12 protein-coding genes are annotated in these 20,681 nt (G+C 66.3%); 2 read left to right on the top strand and 10 right to left on the bottom strand.

Features of this window, described 5'->3' with window-relative positions:
* Positions 1–133 precede the first annotated feature (133 nt).
* Entirely contained in the window at positions 134–469 is a 336-nt protein-coding gene (locus tag KT882_RS09315) for a hypothetical protein (RefSeq protein ID WP_082552264.1), read from the top strand.
* A gap of 57 nt (positions 470–526) precedes the next feature.
* Here KT882_RS09315 and cysM read toward each other — a convergent pair whose 3' ends face one another.
* Complete coding sequence (cysM, locus tag KT882_RS09310) at positions 527–1,429, bottom strand: cysteine synthase CysM (RefSeq protein WP_161071749.1); 903 nt, start codon at positions 1,427–1,429, stop codon at positions 527–529.
* Positions 1,430–1,509: 80 nt separating this feature from the next.
* Positions 1,510–2,049 (bottom strand): GNAT family N-acetyltransferase, encoded by a 540-nt coding sequence (locus tag KT882_RS09305; RefSeq protein ID WP_228895452.1) that lies wholly within the window; start codon positions 2,047–2,049, stop codon positions 1,510–1,512.
* A 191-nt stretch (positions 2,050–2,240) separates the two neighbouring features.
* Between KT882_RS09305 and KT882_RS09300 the strand changes: the two genes are divergently transcribed.
* Positions 2,241–3,953 carry an FAD-dependent oxidoreductase gene (locus tag KT882_RS09300; RefSeq protein WP_228896586.1) on the top strand — a complete coding sequence of 571 codons (1,713 nt, stop codon included), beginning with the start codon at positions 2,241–2,243 and terminating at the stop codon, positions 3,951–3,953.
* Between the two features lie 156 nt (positions 3,954–4,109).
* Here KT882_RS09300 and KT882_RS09295 read toward each other — a convergent pair whose 3' ends face one another.
* From KT882_RS09295 to KT882_RS09260, 8 genes are read right to left on the bottom strand one after another with little or no spacing between them, the layout of a single operon-like run.
* Positions 4,110–5,492, bottom strand: a complete 1,383-nt coding sequence (locus KT882_RS09295; RefSeq protein ID WP_228895450.1) for a M28 family peptidase — start codon at positions 5,490–5,492, stop codon at positions 4,110–4,112.
* Between the two features lie 34 nt (positions 5,493–5,526).
* On the bottom strand, positions 5,527–6,504 hold the full coding sequence (locus tag KT882_RS09290; protein WP_228895448.1) for a hypothetical protein: 978 nt from the start codon (positions 6,502–6,504) through the stop codon (positions 5,527–5,529).
* Positions 6,505–6,519: 15 nt separating this feature from the next.
* A complete protein-coding gene (locus tag KT882_RS09285) occupies positions 6,520–11,121 on the bottom strand; it encodes an RHS repeat-associated core domain-containing protein (protein ID WP_228895446.1) in 4,602 nt (1,533 codons plus the stop codon).
* 43 nt (positions 11,122–11,164) lie between these two features.
* Positions 11,165–12,061, bottom strand: a complete 897-nt coding sequence (locus KT882_RS09280; protein ID WP_228895444.1) for a right-handed parallel beta-helix repeat-containing protein — start codon at positions 12,059–12,061, stop codon at positions 11,165–11,167.
* Positions 12,058–13,014, bottom strand: coding sequence for a right-handed parallel beta-helix repeat-containing protein (locus KT882_RS09275; protein WP_228895442.1), 957 nt, complete (start codon positions 13,012–13,014; stop codon positions 12,058–12,060). The genes KT882_RS09280 and KT882_RS09275 overlap by 4 nt, the downstream gene beginning before the upstream one ends.
* Complete coding sequence (locus KT882_RS09270; RefSeq protein ID WP_228895440.1) at positions 13,011–13,916, bottom strand: right-handed parallel beta-helix repeat-containing protein; 906 nt, start codon at positions 13,914–13,916, stop codon at positions 13,011–13,013. Before KT882_RS09270 ends, KT882_RS09275 begins: the two co-directional genes overlap by 4 nt.
* 1 nt (position 13,917) lies before the next feature.
* Entirely contained in the window at positions 13,918–19,014 is a 5,097-nt protein-coding gene (locus KT882_RS09265; RefSeq protein WP_228895438.1) for a DUF6765 family protein, read from the bottom strand.
* 8 nt (positions 19,015–19,022) lie between these two features.
* Entirely contained in the window at positions 19,023–20,678 is a 1,656-nt protein-coding gene (locus KT882_RS09260) for a DUF192 domain-containing protein (RefSeq protein WP_228895436.1), read from the bottom strand.
* Between the last annotated feature and the right edge of the window lie 3 nt (positions 20,679–20,681).

The following is a 20,681-nucleotide window of genomic DNA, read 5'->3' as shown; positions in this document are numbered from 1 at the left end:
TGTATATATTATGAAACTTGTTATTTCGGAATTCCGTCCGTGTGGTGAATTCGTTCCCGAGTAAGGATGAACATGGCTAGGCTCCGAGTGTTTCACTTTGCAGGACAAACTTTACAGAAGGAACAGACGAATCATGACTAACCAAGTGGGTATCGATATGAACAGCGATTCGGAAGGCGATGATCTGCTGCAATACAATCCGAACCGGCTGCTCGACACGCTGATCGAAAACCTGCGCCTGAAAAACGATGCCGCCCTGTCGCGCGCATTGGAAGTGGCGCCACCGGTGATCAGCAAAATCCGCCACCACCGCCTGCCGGTGGGTGCTTCGCTGCTGATCCGCATGCATGAAGTAAGCGATCTGAGCATTCGTGACCTGCGCTACCTGATGGGCGACCGCCGCAACAAGTTCCGCATCAGCGACAAGCAGTTCAAGCCTAAAGAAGGCGAAACGCCGAACCAGGGCTAAGCCGCCCCGGTTTGCGATCCCTCCCCCGCGCGGGCGGAGGGATAAAGTCCTTTGCCCTTACGCCGGGAACACGCCGGTCGACAGGTAGCGGTCGCCCCGGTCGCAGACGATGAACACGATGGTTGCGTTCTCCACGGTCTGCGAAATGCGCAATGCAATCTCGCACGCGCCCGCCGCCGAAATTCCACAAAAGATGCCTTCCTCGGCAGCCAGCCTGCGCGCCATGCGCTCGGCCGCCGCCTGCGTCACGTATTCCACCTGGTCCACGCGCGCCTTGTCGTAAATCTTCGGCAGATAGGCTTCCGGCCATTTGCGGATGCCGGCGATCTGCGAGCCTTCCTCCGGCTGCGCGCCGATAATGCGCACCGCCTCGCTCTGCTCCTTCAAGTACTGCGACACGCCCATGATGGTGCCGGTGGTACCCATGGCGCTGACGAAGTGGGTGACGCGGCCGCCGGTGTCGCGCCAGATTTCCGGGCCGGTGCCCTCGTAGTGGGCGCGCGGATTGTCGCCGTTGCCGAACTGGTCCAGGATAATGCCCTTGCCGTCCTTCTGCATCTGCTCGGCCATGTCGCGCGCGTATTCCATGCCGCCGGTCTTGGGCGTGAGCAGGATCTGCGCGCCGTAGGCGGCCATGGCCTGCTTGCGCTCCTCGCTCTGGTTTTCCGGCATCAGCAGCAGCATCTTGTAGCCGCGGATGGCGGCCGCCATCGCCAGCGCAATGCCGGTGTTGCCGGAGGTCGCTTCGATCAGCGTGTCGCCCGGCTTGATGTCGCCGCGCTCCTCGGCGCGGCGCAGCATGGACATGGCGGCGCGGTCCTTGACGGAACCGGCCGGATTATTGCCTTCCAGCTTGCCCAGGATAATGTTGCCGCGCGCGTCGGCGTCGGCGCCGGGGATGCGTTTCAGCTGCACCAGGGGCGTGTTGCCGATCGTATCGGCAATAGTCATGTAAGCCATTGAGTTCTGTTTTCGTTCAGCAAAAAAGATCATTTTAATCCGGGACGCGAAAGCGCGCCCGGCACGGGGTTGGCCGGACCTTACAGCTTCACGCTCATCAGCGTGTAAGCGAGCTGCTCGCCGTCGATGCGGAACATGTCGGCGATTTCGCCGGTCTGCCGGAAGCCGCAGTCGCGGTAGAGCGCGCGCGCCGGTTCGTTAATGCTCAGCACTTCCAGGTCCACCCACTCGAGGCCGGCCTGGCGCGCCCAATCCATGGCGGACCGCACCAGCACCCGGCCCAGGCCCTGGCGCCGCGCCATGCGGTGCACACCCATGCCCAGCAAGGCGCGGTGGGCGCTGCCGCCCTCGGGCCGCGCGCGCAGGTCGACGTGGCCGAGAATGCCGTCCTGGCCGGTGGCGGCCCAGGCGCGGCGCCAGCCCGGCTGGCCGACGGCAATGCCCATGCCCTTGATAAAGGCGACGGCTTTTTCCTCCGGGAAGACCGACTGGCTGCGCGGCATGGGCTGAAACAGCGGATGGCCGTGCGTGCCGTTGTCCCTCAGGTGATCGTTCAGGTAGACGAAAAACTGCTCGGTTTCGCGCGGATCGAGCGCGCGGATGGCGGGGACGACGGGCATAAATAGCTTATCAGGGAGAATTGCAAAAAATAATTGCAAAGATTGTACCAGCCTGGCTCCCCAATAAGATGTTGGCATGAAAGCCGGGGCATGCGATAGACTGTCCGTAACAAAAACCCGCCCCTTATTTCACGAATACCGCCATGGCCAACGACACCCCTTTCGAAGCAGAAGTGAACGCCAGCGTAGCCATGGGCACTTTGCCCAGCTCGCTGGAATCGCGCCGCCACCAGATGTTCCCCACGCTGAGCGAAGCGGAGATCAAGCGCATGCACCGCTTCGGCACCGTGCGCCATTTCCGCAACGGCGAACGCCTGTTCGAAGCCGGCCGCACCACCTTCGGCATGCTGGTGATCCTGACAGGCCGGGTGGCCATCAGCCGCTACGACGGTCTGGGCAACACCTCGCTGATCATCGAACACGGCGCGGGCCAGTTCTGCGGCGAGGTGGGCCAGCTGTCGGACCGCCCTTCGCTGGTCAACGGCGACGCGGTCGGCGACGTGGAAGTGCTGGTGATCCCGTCCGAATCGCTGCGAGCGCTGGTGGTGGCGGAAGCCGAGCTGGGCGAGCGCCTTGTGCGCGCGCTAATCCTGCGCCGCGTGGGCCTGATCGAAGCGCCGTCGGGCGGCCCCGTGCTGGTGGGCGCGCCCGGCCATCCACGCCTGCACAATCTGCAGACCTGGCTGCAGAGCAACGGCCATCCCTATTCCGTGCTGGACCCGAAGTCCGACGCCCAGGCGCGCGCGCTGTGCGAGCACTACCAGCCGCAGCCCGAGGACATGCCGCTGGTGGTGTGCCCGGACGGCAGCGTGAAAATGAACCCCACCAATGTGGAGCTGGGCCGCTGCCTGGGCATGCTGCCCGAGCTGAGCAGCGACAAGGTGTGGGACGTGATCGTGGTGGGCGCCGGCCCGGCCGGACTGGCGACGGCGGTGTATGCCGCGTCCGAAGGCCTGTCGGTGCTGGCGCTGGAAACGCGCGCCTTCGGCGGCCAGGCGGCCGCCAGCGCGCGCATTGAAAACTACCTGGGCTTCCCGACCGGCATTTCCGGCGGCGCGCTGGCCGGACGCGCTTATGTGCAGTCGCAGAAGTTCGGCGTCAAGATCGCCATTCCGGCGCCGGCCGGGCGGCTTATCTGCGACACCTATCCGCTGCAGGTGGAAATGTGCGGCAGCCTGACGCGGCTGCAGGCCAAGACCGTGGTGCTGTCCTGCGGCGCGCGCTACCGCCGTCCATCGCTGGCCAACCTGAAGCAGTTCGAAGGACGCGGCGTGTACTACTGGGCCTCGCCTATCGAGGCCAAGCTGTGCAAGACCGAGGAGGTCATCCTGGTAGGCGGCGGCAATTCGGCGGGGCAGGCGGCGGTGTTCCTGTCCGGGCACGCGTCCAAGGTGCACATGCTGGTGCGCGGGCCGAGCCTGGCGGCCACCATGTCCAGCTACCTGATCGAGCGCATCCAGGCCACGCCGAATATCGTGCTGCACACGCATAGCGAGATTGTAGCGCTGGAGGGGGATGACGAACTGGGGCTGCAGCAGGTGCGCGTGCGCTGCGGGCGGGACGACTCGGAAACCGACTACGACGTGTGCCGCGTGTTCCTGTTTATCGGCGCCGACCCGAATACGGGCTGGCTCAGCGACTGCGGCGTGGACGTCGACCCCAAGGGCTTTATCCGCACCGGCTTCGACGTGACCAAGGCGCAGTGCAAGGCCAACTTCTCCAAGGGGGTGTACCCGGCCGACCTGCCCTCGCGGGCAGCGCTGGAAACCAGCGTGCCCGGCGTGTTCGCTATCGGCGACGTGCGCGCCAACTCCACCAAGCGGGTGGCGGCGGCGGTGGGAGAAGGCGCGGCGGTGGTGTCGCAGATCCACGCATTCCTGGCCAACCTGCCGCCGGCGTTGTAGCCGGCCGTGGCGGGTTACGGCTTCGCCTAACCCGCCCTACGATGTGCCGATGTGCCGATGTGCCGATGTGCCGATGTGCCGATGTAGTGATGTAGTGATGTGAACGGTGACGTAGGGCGGGTTAGAACCGCAGGTTCGTAACCCGCCGAACGCGGCTCAGCGCAGCGGCACCGGATACGATGCCGGGCTGGCGTTGCCGTCCTTGTCGATGGCCTGCACGCCGAAGTAGTAGTTGTCCTTCGACAGCGGCACCCGCGCTTCGGTGACGTTGCCGACGAATTTGCTGCCCTGCCAGCCCGCCGCATCCGTTGCGCGCCAGACGATGCGGTAGCCCGCCAGGTCCGGCTCGCCGTTCGGCTTCCACACCAGCGCCGTGTCGTTCTCCAGCTGCCCCGTGCGCACCTGCACCTGCTGCGGCGACGCGGGCGCCAGCGCCAGCGTGGCCAGCGCGGCGGCGTTCACGCGCGCCACCTTGGCAATGTATTTGTAGTCGTTGTACTCAGGCATATCGCCTATCACCACGCCGTTTTCCGTGCGCACGTTCTGGTGCTGGTGGTTGAAGTCCTCCGCCGGCTCGGTAAAGCGCAGCGCCGCGTAGCCGCGCTCCAGGAAAGGCATATGGTCGCCGCCGCGCAGATAGCGGTCGCGCCGCTGTATCACGCTGACCTTGAAATCCTTCACGTAGCGCTCGCCCTGCTCCTTCACGTGGCGTGCCAGCTGGCGCGACAGCGAGTCGTTCTCGCCGCCGGTCTGTATCAGCGTGCGGTTGGTGTCGCTGGCTTCCTTCTCCACCGGAAGGCCTTCCGCAAACAGGCGCACCTGCTTGTCGTCCACCTTGCCGTGCTCGTCGCGCGAGCTGCCGATGATGTCGTTGGTGAACATGCCGGCGATGTTCAGCTTCTTCTGCTTGGCCTGTTCGGCCCAGTGCGCCGCGCCCAGCAGGCCCTGTTCCTCCGCCGCCACTGTCATGAAGACCAGCGTGGCGTCGAATTTGTACTTGGCCATGACGCAGGCCATTTCCATCACGGCCGCCGTGCCGGAAGCGTCGTCGTTGGCGCCGGGCGCGAAGCCGGTGGCGTCCATCACGTCGGTGTTGCGCGAGTCATAGTGGCCGCTGACCACGTAGATGCGTTCCTTGGCCGCGTCCTGCGTGCCGGGCAGCGTGGCCACCACGTTGACGATCTCGGTCGGACGGCTGATGCGGCGCGACACTGGCGCGATATGGCTGTCGAATTCCACCTGCAGGCGGCCGCCGCTCTGCGCGTTGCAGCGCTCGAATTCGCTCTTGATCCAGCGCCGCGCGGCGCCTATGCCCACCGTGTCGGATTCGGTCTCGGACATGGTGTGGCGGGTCTGGAAGCTCACCAGCTTGCGTATCGTGGCTTCAATGCGCTGCGGCGAAATCTCGCTGACGATCTTGTCGATCTGCGGCTGGCGGCGGGCGGTGTCCGGTGCCGCTGGCTCGGCGGCGATGGCGCCGTTACAGGCGAAGGCTGCGGACAATGCGGCGGCGATGAGGGTAGTCTTGTTATGGGCCATATCGTTATCCTGGTTGATACAGCCTGCAATATTCTCACGAACCCCGCAGCCCGCGTAACGGGATTTTTGTATCGGCAAGTAGCAGCGCGTAGAAGTTGGCCAGGCGGCGGTAGCGCTCAAGGAAGTAGCGCAGCTGCAGCTCGATGCTGCGTGCGTTATACACGATGGCGTAGAGCCAGGTCAGCGGCACGTCCTTGAACACGATGTCGCTGTCCTTCAGCTTTTTGGTCTGTGATCCCGGCACCAGCAGCAGCGACGGCGGATAGCGGAAGTCCGGCGCGCCGTCCGGCTTTTCTATCATGACGGCCCAGCGCAGCGCGGTGTCGCCGGGCGCGGCGAACACCAGCCGCTTCGCCGTGCTGAGCGCAGCGTTGTAGGGAAAATCCGGGGCCAGCGCCGCCATCAACCTGAGGGTCCAGTCGGGATTGAGCACCACTTGCGGGTCCGCCACCACCACCTCGCTGTTCCAGTACAGGGCGCGCCAGTAGGCCGTGTCCTCGGCGGGCGGCACGCTGGCATCGCGCACGGCAGGCCCCAGCTCCAGGTGCGACAGCATGAAAGGCGGCGTCAGCGTGGCGCGCTCGCCCGCTTCCTTCAGCCACTTGGTGGCGTTGGCCTGGACTTCCATGGCCATGTGCCGCTGCAGCCCGGCCGCCAGGCTGTTGACGGTGTCGTTTGCCACCGCGTCGAGCGCGTCGCCGGTTCCCATCGGGTTCTCGATATCGAGCACGCCCGTTTCCAGGTAGTTGCGGTAGCCGGCGGGCAGCGCCACGTAGTCCGGCGCTTCGGCCTGCAGGATGCGCTGGCGGTAGGCTTCCACCATGTAGCGCCGGCCCGCCTCGTTGACCAGCGGCTCCGGCAGCGCCTCGCGCAGCCACAGCTGGCGCGCGTAAAAGCAGCGCCAGCCCTCCGCGATTTCGCGGTCCATCAGTTCTTCCTGGAAGGCCGCCAGCTTGTCCGCCGACGCGGCCACCAGCCCGCTCACTTCGTCCCGCAACTGCTTCGTGTCCAAACCACTTCCTTTCAATCAGAACCAACCTTTGAACCAGTCGATGGCGCCGTCCAGCATGCCCTTCTGCTTTTCCTCGCCCTTCTTGGTGGCTTCGGCCGCCACCGCCGGACTGAAGGCAAACAGCGCCGCCAGCGCCGCCATCAGCGCCACCGTGCCTGCCGCCGCAGCGGACAGCGCGGCGGCAATCGAGGCCAGCACGGCGGCAATCGCCGGCGCCAGCAGGATGGCGGCCGCCACCAGCAGCGCAATGGCCAGGCCGATCAGCACCACCATGCCTATGGTCTCCAGCGTGGACCAGCCTTCCTTGGCCCCCTGCGCCTTGATCTGCTGCATCTGCTTATCCAGTTCATTGCGCTGGCTGGGCGACAGCGCGGGCGCGGGCACCTGCTGCGGCACCGGCTTTTCCTGCGCCTGCTGCTTACTATAAAACAGCAGGCCGGATTGGTCATTCACTGCATCGGCCTGGAAGGTCACGTTCCACACCTTGCCGCCCATGAGCACGGCCGTGGGCGTGAGCTGGCTGACAATGGCCTTGCTCGATCCGGCGGTCCAGCAGCCTTTCTTCGCCCCCGCGATATAGGCCGCCACTTCGCCCTTGCCCGCCGCGTAGTTGGCGGGGTTGACGGCGGAACTCCAGCTGATGGGCTTCAGCTCCCACAGCGTGCCGTGGAAACTGGGCTTGAACAAGTCTGTCGGCTTGACGTAGTAGGCGTCCGGCCGCAGGCCCACCCAGGTGCCGTTGCGGCCGTCGTTGGCGCCCCAGCCCAGCCCATTGCCGCGTATCTGCGCCGCCATCTGGCTGTGCACCGCCGTACCGAACAGCCAGGGCGCCACGCCGCCGCCCCAGCCGCTGTCCGGCTCTATCGACAGGCCCAGCGGATCGGTCTTGCGCAGCGGGTCGCCTTCGGCGTAGGCGTAGAGGTTCAGGCCTGCTTCTATGCCCAGCGGGTCCGGCTGCAGGTAGCGGCCGGTAGCGGCGTCATAGTAGCGGTGCACGTTGTAGTACAAGCCGGTTTCCGGGTCGGCGTATTGGCCGGACAGGCGCAGCGGCATCTGGCCGCGCGGGCCGCCTTCCTGGCGCAGGTCGCCGAACGGCCCGAGTTCGGCCTGCCAGCGCAGCGCGCCGTTGGCATCGGTGACAGACTCCACCGCGTCGCGCTGGTCCGGGTGCAAGTATTCCACTTCGGGGCCGGCTGCGAAGACTTTGGGTAGCCAGCGCGCAATCCCGCGCATCGCCCCGGGCTCGCTCAGCAGACGCGCCACGGGCTTGCGGCCCAGGTACACGTATTCGGCCACCACGCGGCCTTCGCCGTCGGCTTCCGCCAGCAACTGGCCGTCTTCGTAGAGAAAGTAGCTGGTGCGTCCGCCCGCGCGCTTGACCACGCGGATGCCTTCGGCGTCGTAGCCATACCGGGCCACCAGCTTGCCGTCCGCGCTGCGCACCTCGGCCAGTTCGCCTGCGGCGTTGTAGTCCAGCGTGTGCTTGCCGTGTTCCAGCACATTGCCCACCGCGTCCGTGCTGGGGGCAGGCAGGCCAAGGCGGTCGCCCAGCGCGTTGTAGCGCAGGTCCAGCAGTTGCCGCTCGCCGCTGGACTCGGCCACCAGGCGGTCGTATTCATCATAGCGGTATTGGTGCGGCACGCTGGACGTGGCGGCCGGTTCGGCCACATCGGCCGCCGTGGCGGTGGAGAACAGCTGCGGCAGCCGCAGCGACAGGCGCTCGGGCTGCGGCGCGCGGGTGACGGCCAGCCGCTGTTCGACCAGGGTGGTGTTCTTGTCCGCGTCCGCCCGCAGGATGCGCTGTCGCGTGCCGCTCTCGTGCAGCGTGAGCCGGCCCAGGCCGTCGTAGCTGCTGCGCGCAGCCAGGCCGTTGCCGTAGACGTAGCCGGCCAGCCGTGCGCCGTCCTGCGCAGCCGTGTAGCGCACACCGGATACGATGGGTTTGCCGCCGATGGAAATGGCAGTGACGCCTCCCGCTGCATCGTAGGCATAGTCCAGCACCGCGCCGCCCGGCATGGTCTTGCGCACCACCCGCCCCTGCGCGTCGCGCGCGTAGCCTACCTCCAGCAGCGCAGACGGTTCCGTCCCCGCGCCATACACGGCCAAGCGCTTGCGCGAAGGCCGCCCCCAGGCGTCGGGCTGCCAGTCAACCTGGCTGGCCAGCTGCTGCTGCGCATAACGCGCTTCGCCGGCCAGCGCCACGCCCTGGTATTGGTATGTGAGGCTGTCCTGGTGGCGCCCGGCGGCGTCGAAATACACCACCCGCAGCGCGCGCCCTTGCGCATCGCGCTCCACGGACACGGTCCTGCCGTCGGCAAAGGCCAGCTTGCGCAGCGAGCCGTCCGCCGCGTAGGCCGCCGTCCGCAAGCCGCTTTCGGGAGTAAGAATGGCTACCACGCGGCCGAAATCGTCCAGCCAGCGCCGCACTTCGCTGCCGCCGGGGCGGGATACGCTTTCGACCAGCGCCTCGGCCACGCTGCCGGGCGCGCCGCGCCGGTAGCTGCCCGCCAGCGGCACGCGCTGCGCATCGTCCTGCCCGGCCAGCGCAATCGGTGCGCCGGCGCTGTACTGCACAGCCGCCAGCAAGCGGCCCTCCGTGTCGAAAGTCCGCACGCGCTGGCCCTGGTCCGGCGCCACCACGTGGGTGAGATTGTCGCCGCCGTCAAACACGTAGCGCGCAATGCCGCCGTCGGGAACGGCGGCGGCGCCGACGCGTCCCTGGCCGTCGTAACGGTAGGCGGCGCCGTCGGCCTGCACGCTGCCGGCGTCCGGCTGGCCCTTCTTGTCCAGCAGCCAGGCGCGCTCGGTGAGCGCCGCCAACTGGCCTCCGTGCAGCAATTGCGCTTCGCTGCGCACCAGGCGGTAACCGTCGCTGGCCTTGACCGTGACTGGGCGCAGCGCCTCGTCCCGCTGCACAACCTCCGTCACCACGCCACCCGGCGCCGTAATGCGCTCTATCATGCGGCCCTGGCTATCGTAGTCCAGCAGGGTGATATCGGAATCGGCCGGCGTGCCCGCCTTCCCGTTCGGCAGCGGCCCGTCCACCAGCGCCAGCACGCTGCGGCCGTTGACCGTGCGGTAGCCATAGCTCGTAGTACGGACGATGGGCTGCGGCTCCCCCTTGCCATCCGGCGCGGGCGCCCAGCCCTGCTCGGTCATGCTCAGCAGCTGGCCCTTGCCGTTGTAGGACATGCGCGCCGATGCTTCCCTGCCCGCCACCACGCTGGGCCGGGCCACCACACTGGGCAGCGGCGCTTCAGTCGCATACTCGTAACGCTGCAGCCACTGCGGCGCCAGCGCGCGGCCGTTCTTGTATTCGATGCGGCTGATGCGCAGCGGACGGCCATAGAAATCCAGCTCGGTCTTGTCGGTGCGGCGCACGGCGCCCTGCGCATCGAGTTCGCTGGTCTCCACCAGCCTGCCCTGCTTGTCGTAGCCGTAGCGCTGGTTGGCCGGGCCGCACAGCGCGCAGCCCGCGCCGCGCACTTCCAGCAGGCGGAACTCGCCGGCCACGATGGCGTGCCGGTACACTGTCTTTTCCCCGGCACTGTTGGTGATAACGGTCTGCCCGCCCTGGCTGAAATCGAGCGTCACCTTGTCCGCATTGCCCGCGTGCGTGGACAGCACGGCTTTGCCATTGATGTCGTAGCCGAAAGTGGCGTAGCGCTGGCTGGCGTTTTTGCCGGCCGCGTCCTGCGCTTCGACGCTGACGCCGGTCAGGTAGGTGGGACGCAGCGCGTCCTCGTAATGGTAGCGGCGCGCGGCCGGGCCGCCTGCCGCCCGCTGCGCCGCGCCTTCCGGCACGGGATACTGCACCCGCACCAGGTTGGCCGCCAGCGCCACCTTGCCCACCGTGGCGCCCTGCGGCGCGGCGCTGCCGTATTCGTACACGAAGCGCCCCACCGGGCTGGCGATGCTCTGCACGCCGCGATAGCGCTCGCCGCGCGCCACGCCCTCGCGGTCCAGATAAGCCAGGCGCAGGCTGCGGCCTTGCGGATCGGTCACCTTCACCAGCAAGCCCTGGTTGTACAGCAGGCTCAGTACTTCGCCCGTGGGCGCCTGGATCTGCGTCAGCCTGCCGTCACGGTCAAAGCGCAAAGTGCGCCCGTCGTTCCACGTCCACAGGTATTCCTCCTTGCCGCGCACGCCCTTGATCTCCACCCTGCCGTGCGCCGGATCCGCGCTGGCGCACAGGCTGGGGTTGAGCAGGTCGCGGCTGAAAATCAGGCGGCTGCCGTCGGCCTGCATGATCTGCAGCGTGCCGTCGAAAGCGTAGAGCTGCGTTTCATACGACAGCTTCCAGCCCCGCCCCGTGATGCCGGGCGTGCTATTGCTCCCGCTCAGGAAGCTGTTGTAGTGCCGCACGATCTCCAGCCCCAGCACACCGGGCAGCGCGGGCATGTCCGTCTCCTGCTGGTACTTATTGCCGCTGATGACGTTGATCGGATTGCCCACTGCGAGGCTGACCGCGCCAGATGCGGGCAGGCTGGCCGGGGCCGGATCGGGCGCGGGGCACATCTGGCCCGAGCCGCCGGGACCGCAGGCATGGCTGGCGCCGGCCGCCAGATGCAGTGCCGCAGCGAGCAAGGCGCTGCGCAAGGTACGCTGAATATTCAAAGCTATCCCCTAAGTACGTAGCCTCAGCGCCGCGTCGGGCGCTTTACCGGCGTTGCGTGCCCTGTTGGAGCACACTGGTTTTGCCAACCTGGCGGACAACGTTCTCTATCCCTTCCAGGATGTTGTTCTCAACCCGCACATCGGCCGAATCCAGCAGATTGATGGCCGTGCCGGCACTGCCAAATCCTTTGTGGATGATGCGGTTATTCCTGACGATGGCGCCGCGCGCGTCGCGCAGTTTGATGACGGCGTCATAATTTCCGGTGCCGCGGCCATGCACGATGATGGTGTTGTTTTCAATGACCGTGCCCTTCCCGTACGCAAAGATGGCGACCGGACCGTCGACTTCTATCGTGCTGTCGCGGATCACGTTGTTGTCTCCACCCAGCACCACGCCGCGTCCGCCCGCACGGATGGCCACACGCTCCACCACATTGGCGCTGTCGCCCCAGCTGCCCGACGCCGGCGCAGGCGCGTCTTCGAACTGCGGCAGCGAGGGATACAGGCCGCCCGGCATGCCTTGCGCACCCGCATACAGCATGGACACGCCTACGCTGGTGTCGCCCGTCACCTCGATGCTGCCATTGCTGACCCGCACATTCCTCACCATGCCAAAGGAGCGCACGCCCAGCATGTCCGGAGCCGTGCTGCCGATGCGGTGGCCGCGCAAATCGAGGTCGACCCGGCGGCCGTCCGCTCCACCGCCGCGACTGCCGTAATCAATTGTCAGCAAGGCTTCCCCAGCCGCCGTTTTGAAACTGGCCGCGTGAATGTCGAAGGTGCGCGGGCGGCTGACGTCCGACCGCAGGCAGTAGCTGCCCGGCTTGCGCATGGTCTTCGCCTTGGCTGCGGCATACAGCTCGACCGGTTCGCACGCGAGCACCGGCGCTGCCAGCAACGTCGGCAGGCACGTAAGCAGCAGCCTGGGAAGGATTTTCATCGCCGCTGGGTCCCCTGTTCACGAACACTCGTCTTGCCCGTTTGCCGCACTACTTCGTCGATCCCTTCCACAATGTTGTTCTCGACCCGGACATTGTTCGAGTCCAGCAAATTGATCGCCGTAGCAGCGCGGCTGTCGCCTTTGTAAATAATCCGGTTGTTACGGATGACAGCGCCGTCCGCGTCGCGCAGCTTGATAACGGCATCATTGGGTCCCGCCGCGCGCGCATGAACAATAATGGTATTGTTCTCGATCACGCTGCCTCGTCCATGCAGGAAAATCGCGGTTGCGCCGTCCACCTCGATCATGCTGTCGCGTATGCTGTTGCCAGCACCGCTCATGATGATGCCCCGCCCTCCGGCACGGATGTTGAGACGGCTCAGCAGGAAATTCGCCTGGCCTGTGTCAGCTGCCTCCGGCATGGATACATCCTCGTACTCCGGCTCAATCGGCGAGCGCATGCCTGCGGTCTGCGCGCGGGAACGCAGCAGCAAACGCACGCCGGTGCTCCCCTGCCCAGCCACCGTCAGCGTTCCATTTCGCACGGTGACATTGCGGCCGGGGCCGATGCCGCGTACACCATCCATCCCAGCCACATCCGCCTGGGCATGATGGCCTTGCATGTCCAGCTCAAACGGACCATGCGGCGAATATTTCCCTCCTGTGCGGGGAGTGATGGCGATCAGCGCGCGGGTCGACGGTTCCTTGACGGCGGCCGAGTGGAGATCAAATTCCCGGCCTACGCGAAAATCTTGCTGTAGACAGTGCTTCCCCGCAAACACAACGCTGACGCCACTGGCGCTGCCGGTGTCATCCCTGTGGATAGGCCGGCATTCCTGCGCGCCAGCTGCGGATGCAATCCCTGCTGCGCAAGCAAACACCGCCGCAGCCGCGCAGGCACGCGGCATGCTAAGCGCCTGCCCCGCCAGCGGCAATAATAGACCAACGTTCACCGGCGCTCCGTGCCACGTTCATTCACACTGCTTGCGCCTACCCTCCGCACGACGTTCTCTATTCCTTCCAGGATGTTGTTTTCGATCCGCACATCGGCCGAATCCAGCAGATTGATGGCCGTGCCGGCACTGCCAAATCCTTTGTGGATGATGCGGTTATTCCTGACGATGGCGCCGCGCGCGTCGCGCAGTTTGATGACGGCGTCATAATTTCCGGTGCCGCGGCCATGCACGATGATGGTGTTGTTTTCAATGACCGTGCCCTTCCCGTATGCAAAGATGGCAACCGGCCCGTCGACTTCTATCGTACTGTCGCGCACAACGTTATTGTCCCCGCCGAGCACCACGCCACGCCCACCGGCGCGTATGGATAGTCGCTCCACTACATTGCCGGTATTGCCCCAACTACCCGACGGCGGCGCGGGCACGTCTTCGTATTGCGGCTGCGCCGGATCCAGACTGGACGGCATGCCCTGCGTGCCTGCATATAAAAGAGATACGCCGACGCTGGTCCCCCCCACGAGCTCAATGCTACCGTTGTGCACGTGCGCGTTGCGCACCATACGGGTCGAACGCACGCCCAGCATGTTCGGGGCCGTGCTGCTGATGCGATGACCGAGCAAATCAAGATCGACACGGCCGGCACCACCCACGCCCGGCTCGCGGAACGTCATGCTCAGCAGAGATTCTCCAGCCGCTGATTTCAAGCTGCCCGCATGAATATCGAAGGCAGGCTTGCGCTTGATATCCGTCTGGAGGCAGTAACTGCCCGGGCCGCGGATGGCCCGCGCCAAATCTCCGTCAAAAAACTCGATCGGTTTGCACTCCTCAGCCAGCACATGGGCAACAGGGCTCAAGCAAATCATCAGTACCAACCTCCAGCTCATTTTCTTCAGCTTCAAGTTACTCTCCCTGACTGCACACGGTTGGAAGTATGGTGCCAGCGTATTTTATTTGATCCAGTGGTTTTCCATCACTACCACACAGAAATTTGGCACGATTTTTCTCACCAAGCTCCTTACTGTAGACACCTTCGTCGTCAGCCGAACTCGTCCAATTCAGGCCTTCGATACCCCATTCCGTCAGCTTGGCTGCTAGCAGTTTAATCTTTGAGCTAAGTCTTGGATTTTCAGGATCGTAGCCGCTGCCCTCATGTTCCTCGGTGGCGTTGAACTGCTTCAAAAGCGATTCGATTTCGCTGAACGAATGCGCTTTGGTTTCCGGCGACTTCCAGGCCGCCAGCTTGGCCAGCACTTCCTTTTCCATCTGCAGCGTGCGTTCCTCGTTGTGGTTCCAGTTCATCGCCCCCGGCAGCGGAATCGCGGACCAGTGGTTGTAGGTGTAGTCTGGATTGCTGCCGTAGCCGCCATGCCCCAGGCCCACATTCAGCGGGAAGGGATTGTTGTTCGCGTCGCGGTGGGCGAAAGTGTCTTCAAACGAGTGCAGGTACTCGCCCATGAATTGCAGCTGGGTGCAGCGCGTGTTCGCCAGATTGTTTGCCTTGCCTGCGTTGGTGACCGCCGCATACAGGTGCTTGAGCTGCTCGTTCTCCGCGATGTTGGCGTAAGCGGCGCTGCCCGGTGGCGAGCCGTAGTCGCTCACGCCGCCTTTCACCAGGCCGGTGGCAGGGTCGATTTTGGACGGCACCATGGTGAAGTGATAGGCCAGCAAACGCGCCCTGTGCGCGTCGGAGACGCCGGTGTCGAGGTTGAGCGGCTTGGTCTCCGGATTGTCATCCACGTACTGCGCCGCCAGCGCCAGCACCTGCGCCTCCTCCACGCTCATGCCGGCCGCCACGGCCAGGAAGAAGTTCATGTAGTAGTGGATGTCGCTCTGGTACAGGCCCAGGGGATCGACATTCGACAAGGGATTGCCGCCCACGTACAGATAGGGGTTCATGCCGCCTTCGATGCCCATCGGGTCGGGCGTGGTGTAGCGGCCCAGTTGCGGATCGTAGTCGCGGTAGTAGTTTTGATTCAGCCCGGTCTCGGCGTCGTACACCTGCCCAGGCAGGCGCAGATTCATCTCGAACGCCTTGCCTGCCGCGCCCGCGGCGGCGTGCACCACCCTGGCGTGGCCGAAGGGCGTGGTGCTGGCCTGCCATACCACGCGCTGGGCGCTGTCGGTGACGGCCTGCGGCGTGCCGAGCTGGTCGCCGTGGATGGCGAAGATACTGGCCTCGCTGTCGCTGGCGTGGGGGCCGGCCGGCACCACCATGCCGTTGAGCGTGACGATGGCGCGCCACGCACGGTGCAGCAGGCCGTCATTGGCGGCCATTTCAATCTTCGCCACCGGCTTGCCGTTCAGGTAGACATAGTGCGCCGTAATGCGGCCCTGCTCGTCCGCCTCGGCGGCCAGGCGCTGGCCGCGATAGAGGCTGTAGGTGGTGCGCGCCACGCGCGAACCGCCAGCAGCGGCGGCATAGACGGTCTTGGCAATACGCTCCCCCTGGCTGTTGTAGTAGTAGCGCGCCACGGGCTGCTGCTGCGGCCCGTACACCGCCACGGGGCGGCGCGCGCTGTTGTATTCGATGCGCTGGCGCTGCCCGCGCAGCGGGTCCAGCGCCGGGCGCAATGGCGATATCCCCGCAGCCAGCTGGGCCATGGGCACGCCCGTGGCGTGGTACAGCCATGCGCTGGCGGTGTGCGGCGGCGCGCCGGGCGCGGCGTCCGTCTGCGCCACCAGCCGGTTGGTCCCCGGCTGATAGATGTGCTGGCGGGTGCCAAATTCAGCCGCCCCCTCCGCATCGAGCGCAGTGCGGATCACGCGCGGCGCGTCCGGCGCCGTGGTTTGCGCGATACGGTTGCCTCCCCTGTCGTAAGCGAAACGCGTGACTGCGCCGTCGCCCTGCTCTACGCGGGTCAGCCGGTCCAGCGCGTCGTAGCCGTAACGCTCGCTGCGCGCAATGGCGGCCGTGCCGGCCGTCCCGGCCTGTTCGCGTTCGATGCCGGTCAGGCGTCCCGCCTCGTCGTAGCGGTTCACCTGGCGATACACCGGGCGCGGACCGGCTGCGGGCGCAATGCCGAACCAGCCGGCAATGCGCTGCATCCAGCCGCCCGGCGCAGCACCAGCGCGCGCCACCGCGCTCAGTTCAGCAATGCGTCCATGCGCGTCCAGCTCAAACTGCTGGCGCACGCCATTGCCCATGGTGTAGCCGCGCAGGCCGCCCGCCGCTGTTTGTTCTATGGCGCCGACAACAGCCTGGCCGTCAAACAGCACCTCGCGCAGCTGCCCGTTATCCGCGTAGCGGTAGCTGAGCTGGTGGCCGTCGGGCAGGGTCTGGTCCAGCAGATGGCCGGCTTCGTCATATCTGCTGCCGGTGACAAAGCGCAGACCTTGCCCAGCCTTGCCATCCGGCCTGGCCAGCCAGCGCTGCTCGCTCAGCACCTGGCCGAACGCATCGTAGACATACGTGGTGCGCTCAAGCGCATGCTCTTCCTTGCCGTCCGCGCCCGAACTGGTTTCCAGCAGGCGCCAGCCCTGGTAACGATAGCGAACCAGCTCGGTGTGCTGGTCCCGGCCCAGCGCCAGCAGGCGCCCTGCGTTGTCGTAACGGTAGCGCGTGGCGCTGCCGCTTTCATCAATGCGCGCCAGCACATGGCCTGCCTGGTCATACATGAAAAGCGTGGCGCCCCGGTCGGCATTGGCCTCCATGACCTTGCGGCCGAAGTCGTCGTAGCGGCGCTCGGTCACCACGCCGTTCGCATCGGTGATCTTCACTGCGCTGCCGTGCGCGTCGTAGGCCAGCTTCACGCTGGCCGCATCCGGCGTATTGGCGGCGGCGGTGCGGACGGCCAGCATGCCGTTCTCGTCGTATTCAAAGCGGGTGCTGGCGCCAAGCGCGTTGCTCAGCTCAGCCACCTGCCCCTGCGTGGTGTGGTCGCTGCGGCCGCGCTGTCCGGCGGCGTCCGCCAGCGATTCCAGGCGTCCCGACTGGTCGTAGGCGTAGCCCACCGCACCCAGCGCTTTCGCCGGCGCCAGGTCCGCATCGGCGAAGCGCGCCTCGGCCGATGTGCGGCCTTCGCTGTCCTGCACCGTGACCACGCGGCTGCCGTCCGGCATCACGCGCGAGACGATGCGCCCCGCCTCGTCATAGTCGAAGCGGGCCGGCAAGCCGCCCGGCTGCGTGACGGAGAGCAAGCGCCCCTGCCCGTCGTAGCGGTAGCGCCAGACGCGCTCCTGCCGGGTGCCGGGGTCGGGCGCGCCGCCTTTCAGCATTGCCGCTTCGATGCGCACCTCCTCTGCCTGGCCGCGCCAATTGCTGCGCGTCGTAATGGTGTGTACAACATGGCCGTCGCTGCGGCGTATGCGCACCGGACGCAAGGCCGGGTCGCGCTCCAGCACCTCACTGGTTTCGCCGCCGGGCAGCGTCACGCGCGACAGCAACTGGGTCGCCGGCGCATATTCAAAACGGGTGATGTCGCTATTGGCCGGTCCCGGCGCCTGCGCTGCATTCGGCAGCGGGCCGTCGGCTTCGGTGCGCTTGCCGCGCGCATCGTACTGGTAGCGCATGGTGCGGCTGATGGCTTGCGCCACAGCCTTGCCGTCGTAGGTGGGCATGAAGCCGTCCTGGCTGATTTCCGCAGGCTGGCCGGCGCGATAACGCACGCGGGTGATGTAATCGCGTCCCGGCACCACGCTGGGGCGCGCGATCAACACGGGCGTGGGCAGCGGACTGGAACCGTACTCGTAGCGCACCTGGCGCTGCGGCGCGCCGGCCTTGCCGTCGCGGTAAGCCACCTTGCTCAACGTGAGCGGACGGCCGTAATGGTCCAGTTCCGCGCGCAGGGTCAGTTGCGGGGCGCCGCCGGCGTCCAGCTGCGTGGTTTCCGTGAGCCGTCCCAGCTTGTCGTAGCCGTAGCGCACATTGCTCTCGCCGCACAGCGCGCAGCCCGGGCCGCGCACTTCCAGCAGGCGGAACGCGTCGCCCATGATCTTGTGCTTGTAGACGGTGCGCTGGCCCAGGCTGTTGGTGACGGTGGTCTGGCCGCCCTGGCTGTAGTCCAGCGTGACTTTGTCGACGCCGTTGGCGTGCGTCGACAGCACCGCCTTGCCGTTCTCGTCGTAGCCGAAGGTGGCGTAGCGCTGCGCTTCCGTCTTGCCCTCCTCGACGAAGCTGATGCCGGTCAGATAGGTCGGACGCCGCACATCCTCGTACTGGTATGCGCGGCCAGCAGCGGCCGCCGACGCCGAGGGGTAGCGCACGCGCACCAGGTTGGCCAGCACGCTGTTTTTGGGTGCGCTGGCGCCCTTGGGCATGGCGCTGCCATATTCATAGGAGAAGCGTCCCACCGGCGTGGTGATGGACTGCACGCCGCGGAAGCGGTCGCCGCGCGCCACGCTTTCGCGGTCCAGGTAGCTCAGGCGCAGGCTTCGGCCTTGCGGGTCGGTGACTTTCACCAGCAGGCCGTGCGGGTCGTACAGCAGGGTCAGTACTTCGCCGCTGGCCGCCTTGATGCGGTTCAGCTTACCCCGGTGGTCGAAGGTCAGCTCGCGGCCGTCGGTCCAGGTCCAGACGTACAGCTCGCGTCCGCGCGCGCCGGAAATGGCCAGCGTGCCGTTGGCCGGATCGGCGCTGGCGCACAGGCTGGGGTTGAGCAGGTCGCGGCTGAAGATCAGGCGGCTGCCGTCGGCCTGCATGATTTGCACCGTGCTGTCGAAGGCATACAGCTCGGTCTCGTAGGACAGCTTCCAGCCACGCCCCACGCTGCCCGGCGCCATATTGGCCGCGCTCAAGCTGCTGTTGTAGTGGCGCACAATCTCCAGCCCCAGCACGCCGGGCAGCGCGGGCATGTCGGTTTCGCGCTGGTATTTGTTGCCGCTGATGACGTTGATCGGATTGCCGGCGCCGACATTGACCGAGGCCGCGCTCTGGCTGGCAGGCGCGGCCGTGCCCAGGTCGCAGGTCTGGCCTGAACCGCCGGGACCGCAGGCGTAGGCCGAGCCGCAGGCCAGGGCCAGCAGCGCGGAGGCCAGCGCGCTTTTGTAAATGGCATTCATCGTGTTGTTCATGTTTTCGGTTTCACTTTCACCACCACACGCCGGTTCGGCGCGAGGCAGGATTGCAGCGCGGCGCCGGTGGCGGGCTGGCAGGCCGAGAGTTCCTTGACGAAGTCGGTCGCGCCCGCGCCCACCACGTTCACCTTGTCGGCCTTGATGCCTTTCGAGGCCAGGTAGTCGTACACGGCTTGCGCGCGGGCCTTGGACAAGGCCAGGTTGTGCGCGTCGTTACCCAGCGGGTCCGCGTAGCCGGTCACGGTCAGCGTGTCGATCTGCGTGTTGCCGATGTTGGCGACCAGCTTGTCGAGGATGTCCTTGCCGTCCTGCGTGAGCGTGGACTGGTCGAAGCCGAACAGCGTGTCCGAGCCCAGCGTGGCGGTGGAGGCTGCCGGACAGGTGCCGCCGTCGCCCGGCGTTGGCGTCGGCGTGGTGCAGCCGCCCAGCGGGCAGTCCGGCGGATCGTTCGGATTAGCCGGACCCGGTGGATCGCCCGGATCGGTGGGATTGCCGTTGTTGCCGGTGCCGGGAATGGAAACCGGATTATCAGGCTCGATGGCGTCGCTCTGCATCTGCATCGTCACGTGGCTGACCACGGGAATGCGGCCATCCTGTATCAGCTTGGTGCGGAAGGCGTCGGTGCCGTTGTCCTGCCACTTCAGGTAGGCGGTGTAGATGCTACCCACCACCGGCACCTTGGGCTTCACGCCCTGCATCACGCGCAGCTTGATCAGGTTGGCGTCCTGTATGGTCTCGCCCGAGCTGGCGCCCAGCGCCTGGCCCTTGAACGCCAGGCTGCTGTTCGGGATCACCCGCTTGCCCTGGGTATTGAGCTTGGCCTGCAAGGCGGGATCGTTGAAGTCCGCGAAGGCTTCCTTGGTCGGGTTGATCATGGTGATCTGCACATTGCCCGCCATGTCGGCCTTGGCGCGCGCCAGCGCCTCGGCCAGCTCGGTGGCGTTCTGGCCGCCGCCGTACAGCGGGATCAGCGCCTGTGCATACGCGTCTTCAATCTTGCCCAGCTTGGCGTTGGCCACGCTGCCCGCGCGCGCGGCCATGAAGCTGGCCTGATTGAGCTGGCTCTTGGTGAAGAACAGCAGGCTGTATTGCGTCACGCCCAGCCCCAGCACGGTGAGCACCGGCGCCGCGATGGCGAATTCCAGCACCGCGATGCCGCGCTGGGCGGCACGGCGCGCAGTACGGCGCGGCGCGGCCGGGGCTTCCGGCGTTGCCGACGTTGCATTAGCGGCGGCCAGCGCGCGCGCGCTGCCGTCCAGCAGAGGATGCCGCAGGCGGTCGCCGGGGGCGATGGACCAGCGCGCCACGCTGCCCGCCGCCAGTTCCAATGTATGCGCCGCGCGCGGATGGCGCTGGCCCGCCGCGTCGCGCCCGGCATGGCCCATGCTGGCGCTCCAGGGGCGCAGCGCGGGCACGCAGCGCGTCACCACGCCCTGCGCGTCCAAATACACCACGTCGATGGCGAAGCGCATGAAAGCGGTATGCACGCTGGGGCAGCCCGTCAGCAGCAGGCCCTGGTTGCGTGGCAGCGCCTTGCGCAGCATCAGGCCCATGAAACGGCTCCAGAAGCGCTGCGCCACCTGCACGCCCAGGCGATGGACGCCACTGCGGGTATGCAGGCTGGCGCCGGGGTAAAGGGAATCACTCATGGT

Source organism: Pseudoduganella aquatica (genome assembly GCF_020865585.1).
Lineage (GTDB): Bacteria > Pseudomonadota > Gammaproteobacteria > Burkholderiales > Burkholderiaceae_D > Rugamonas > Rugamonas aquatica_A.
The sequence above is the reverse complement of the archived record's forward strand: the minus strand, read 5'-3'. Positions and strand labels throughout refer to the sequence as shown.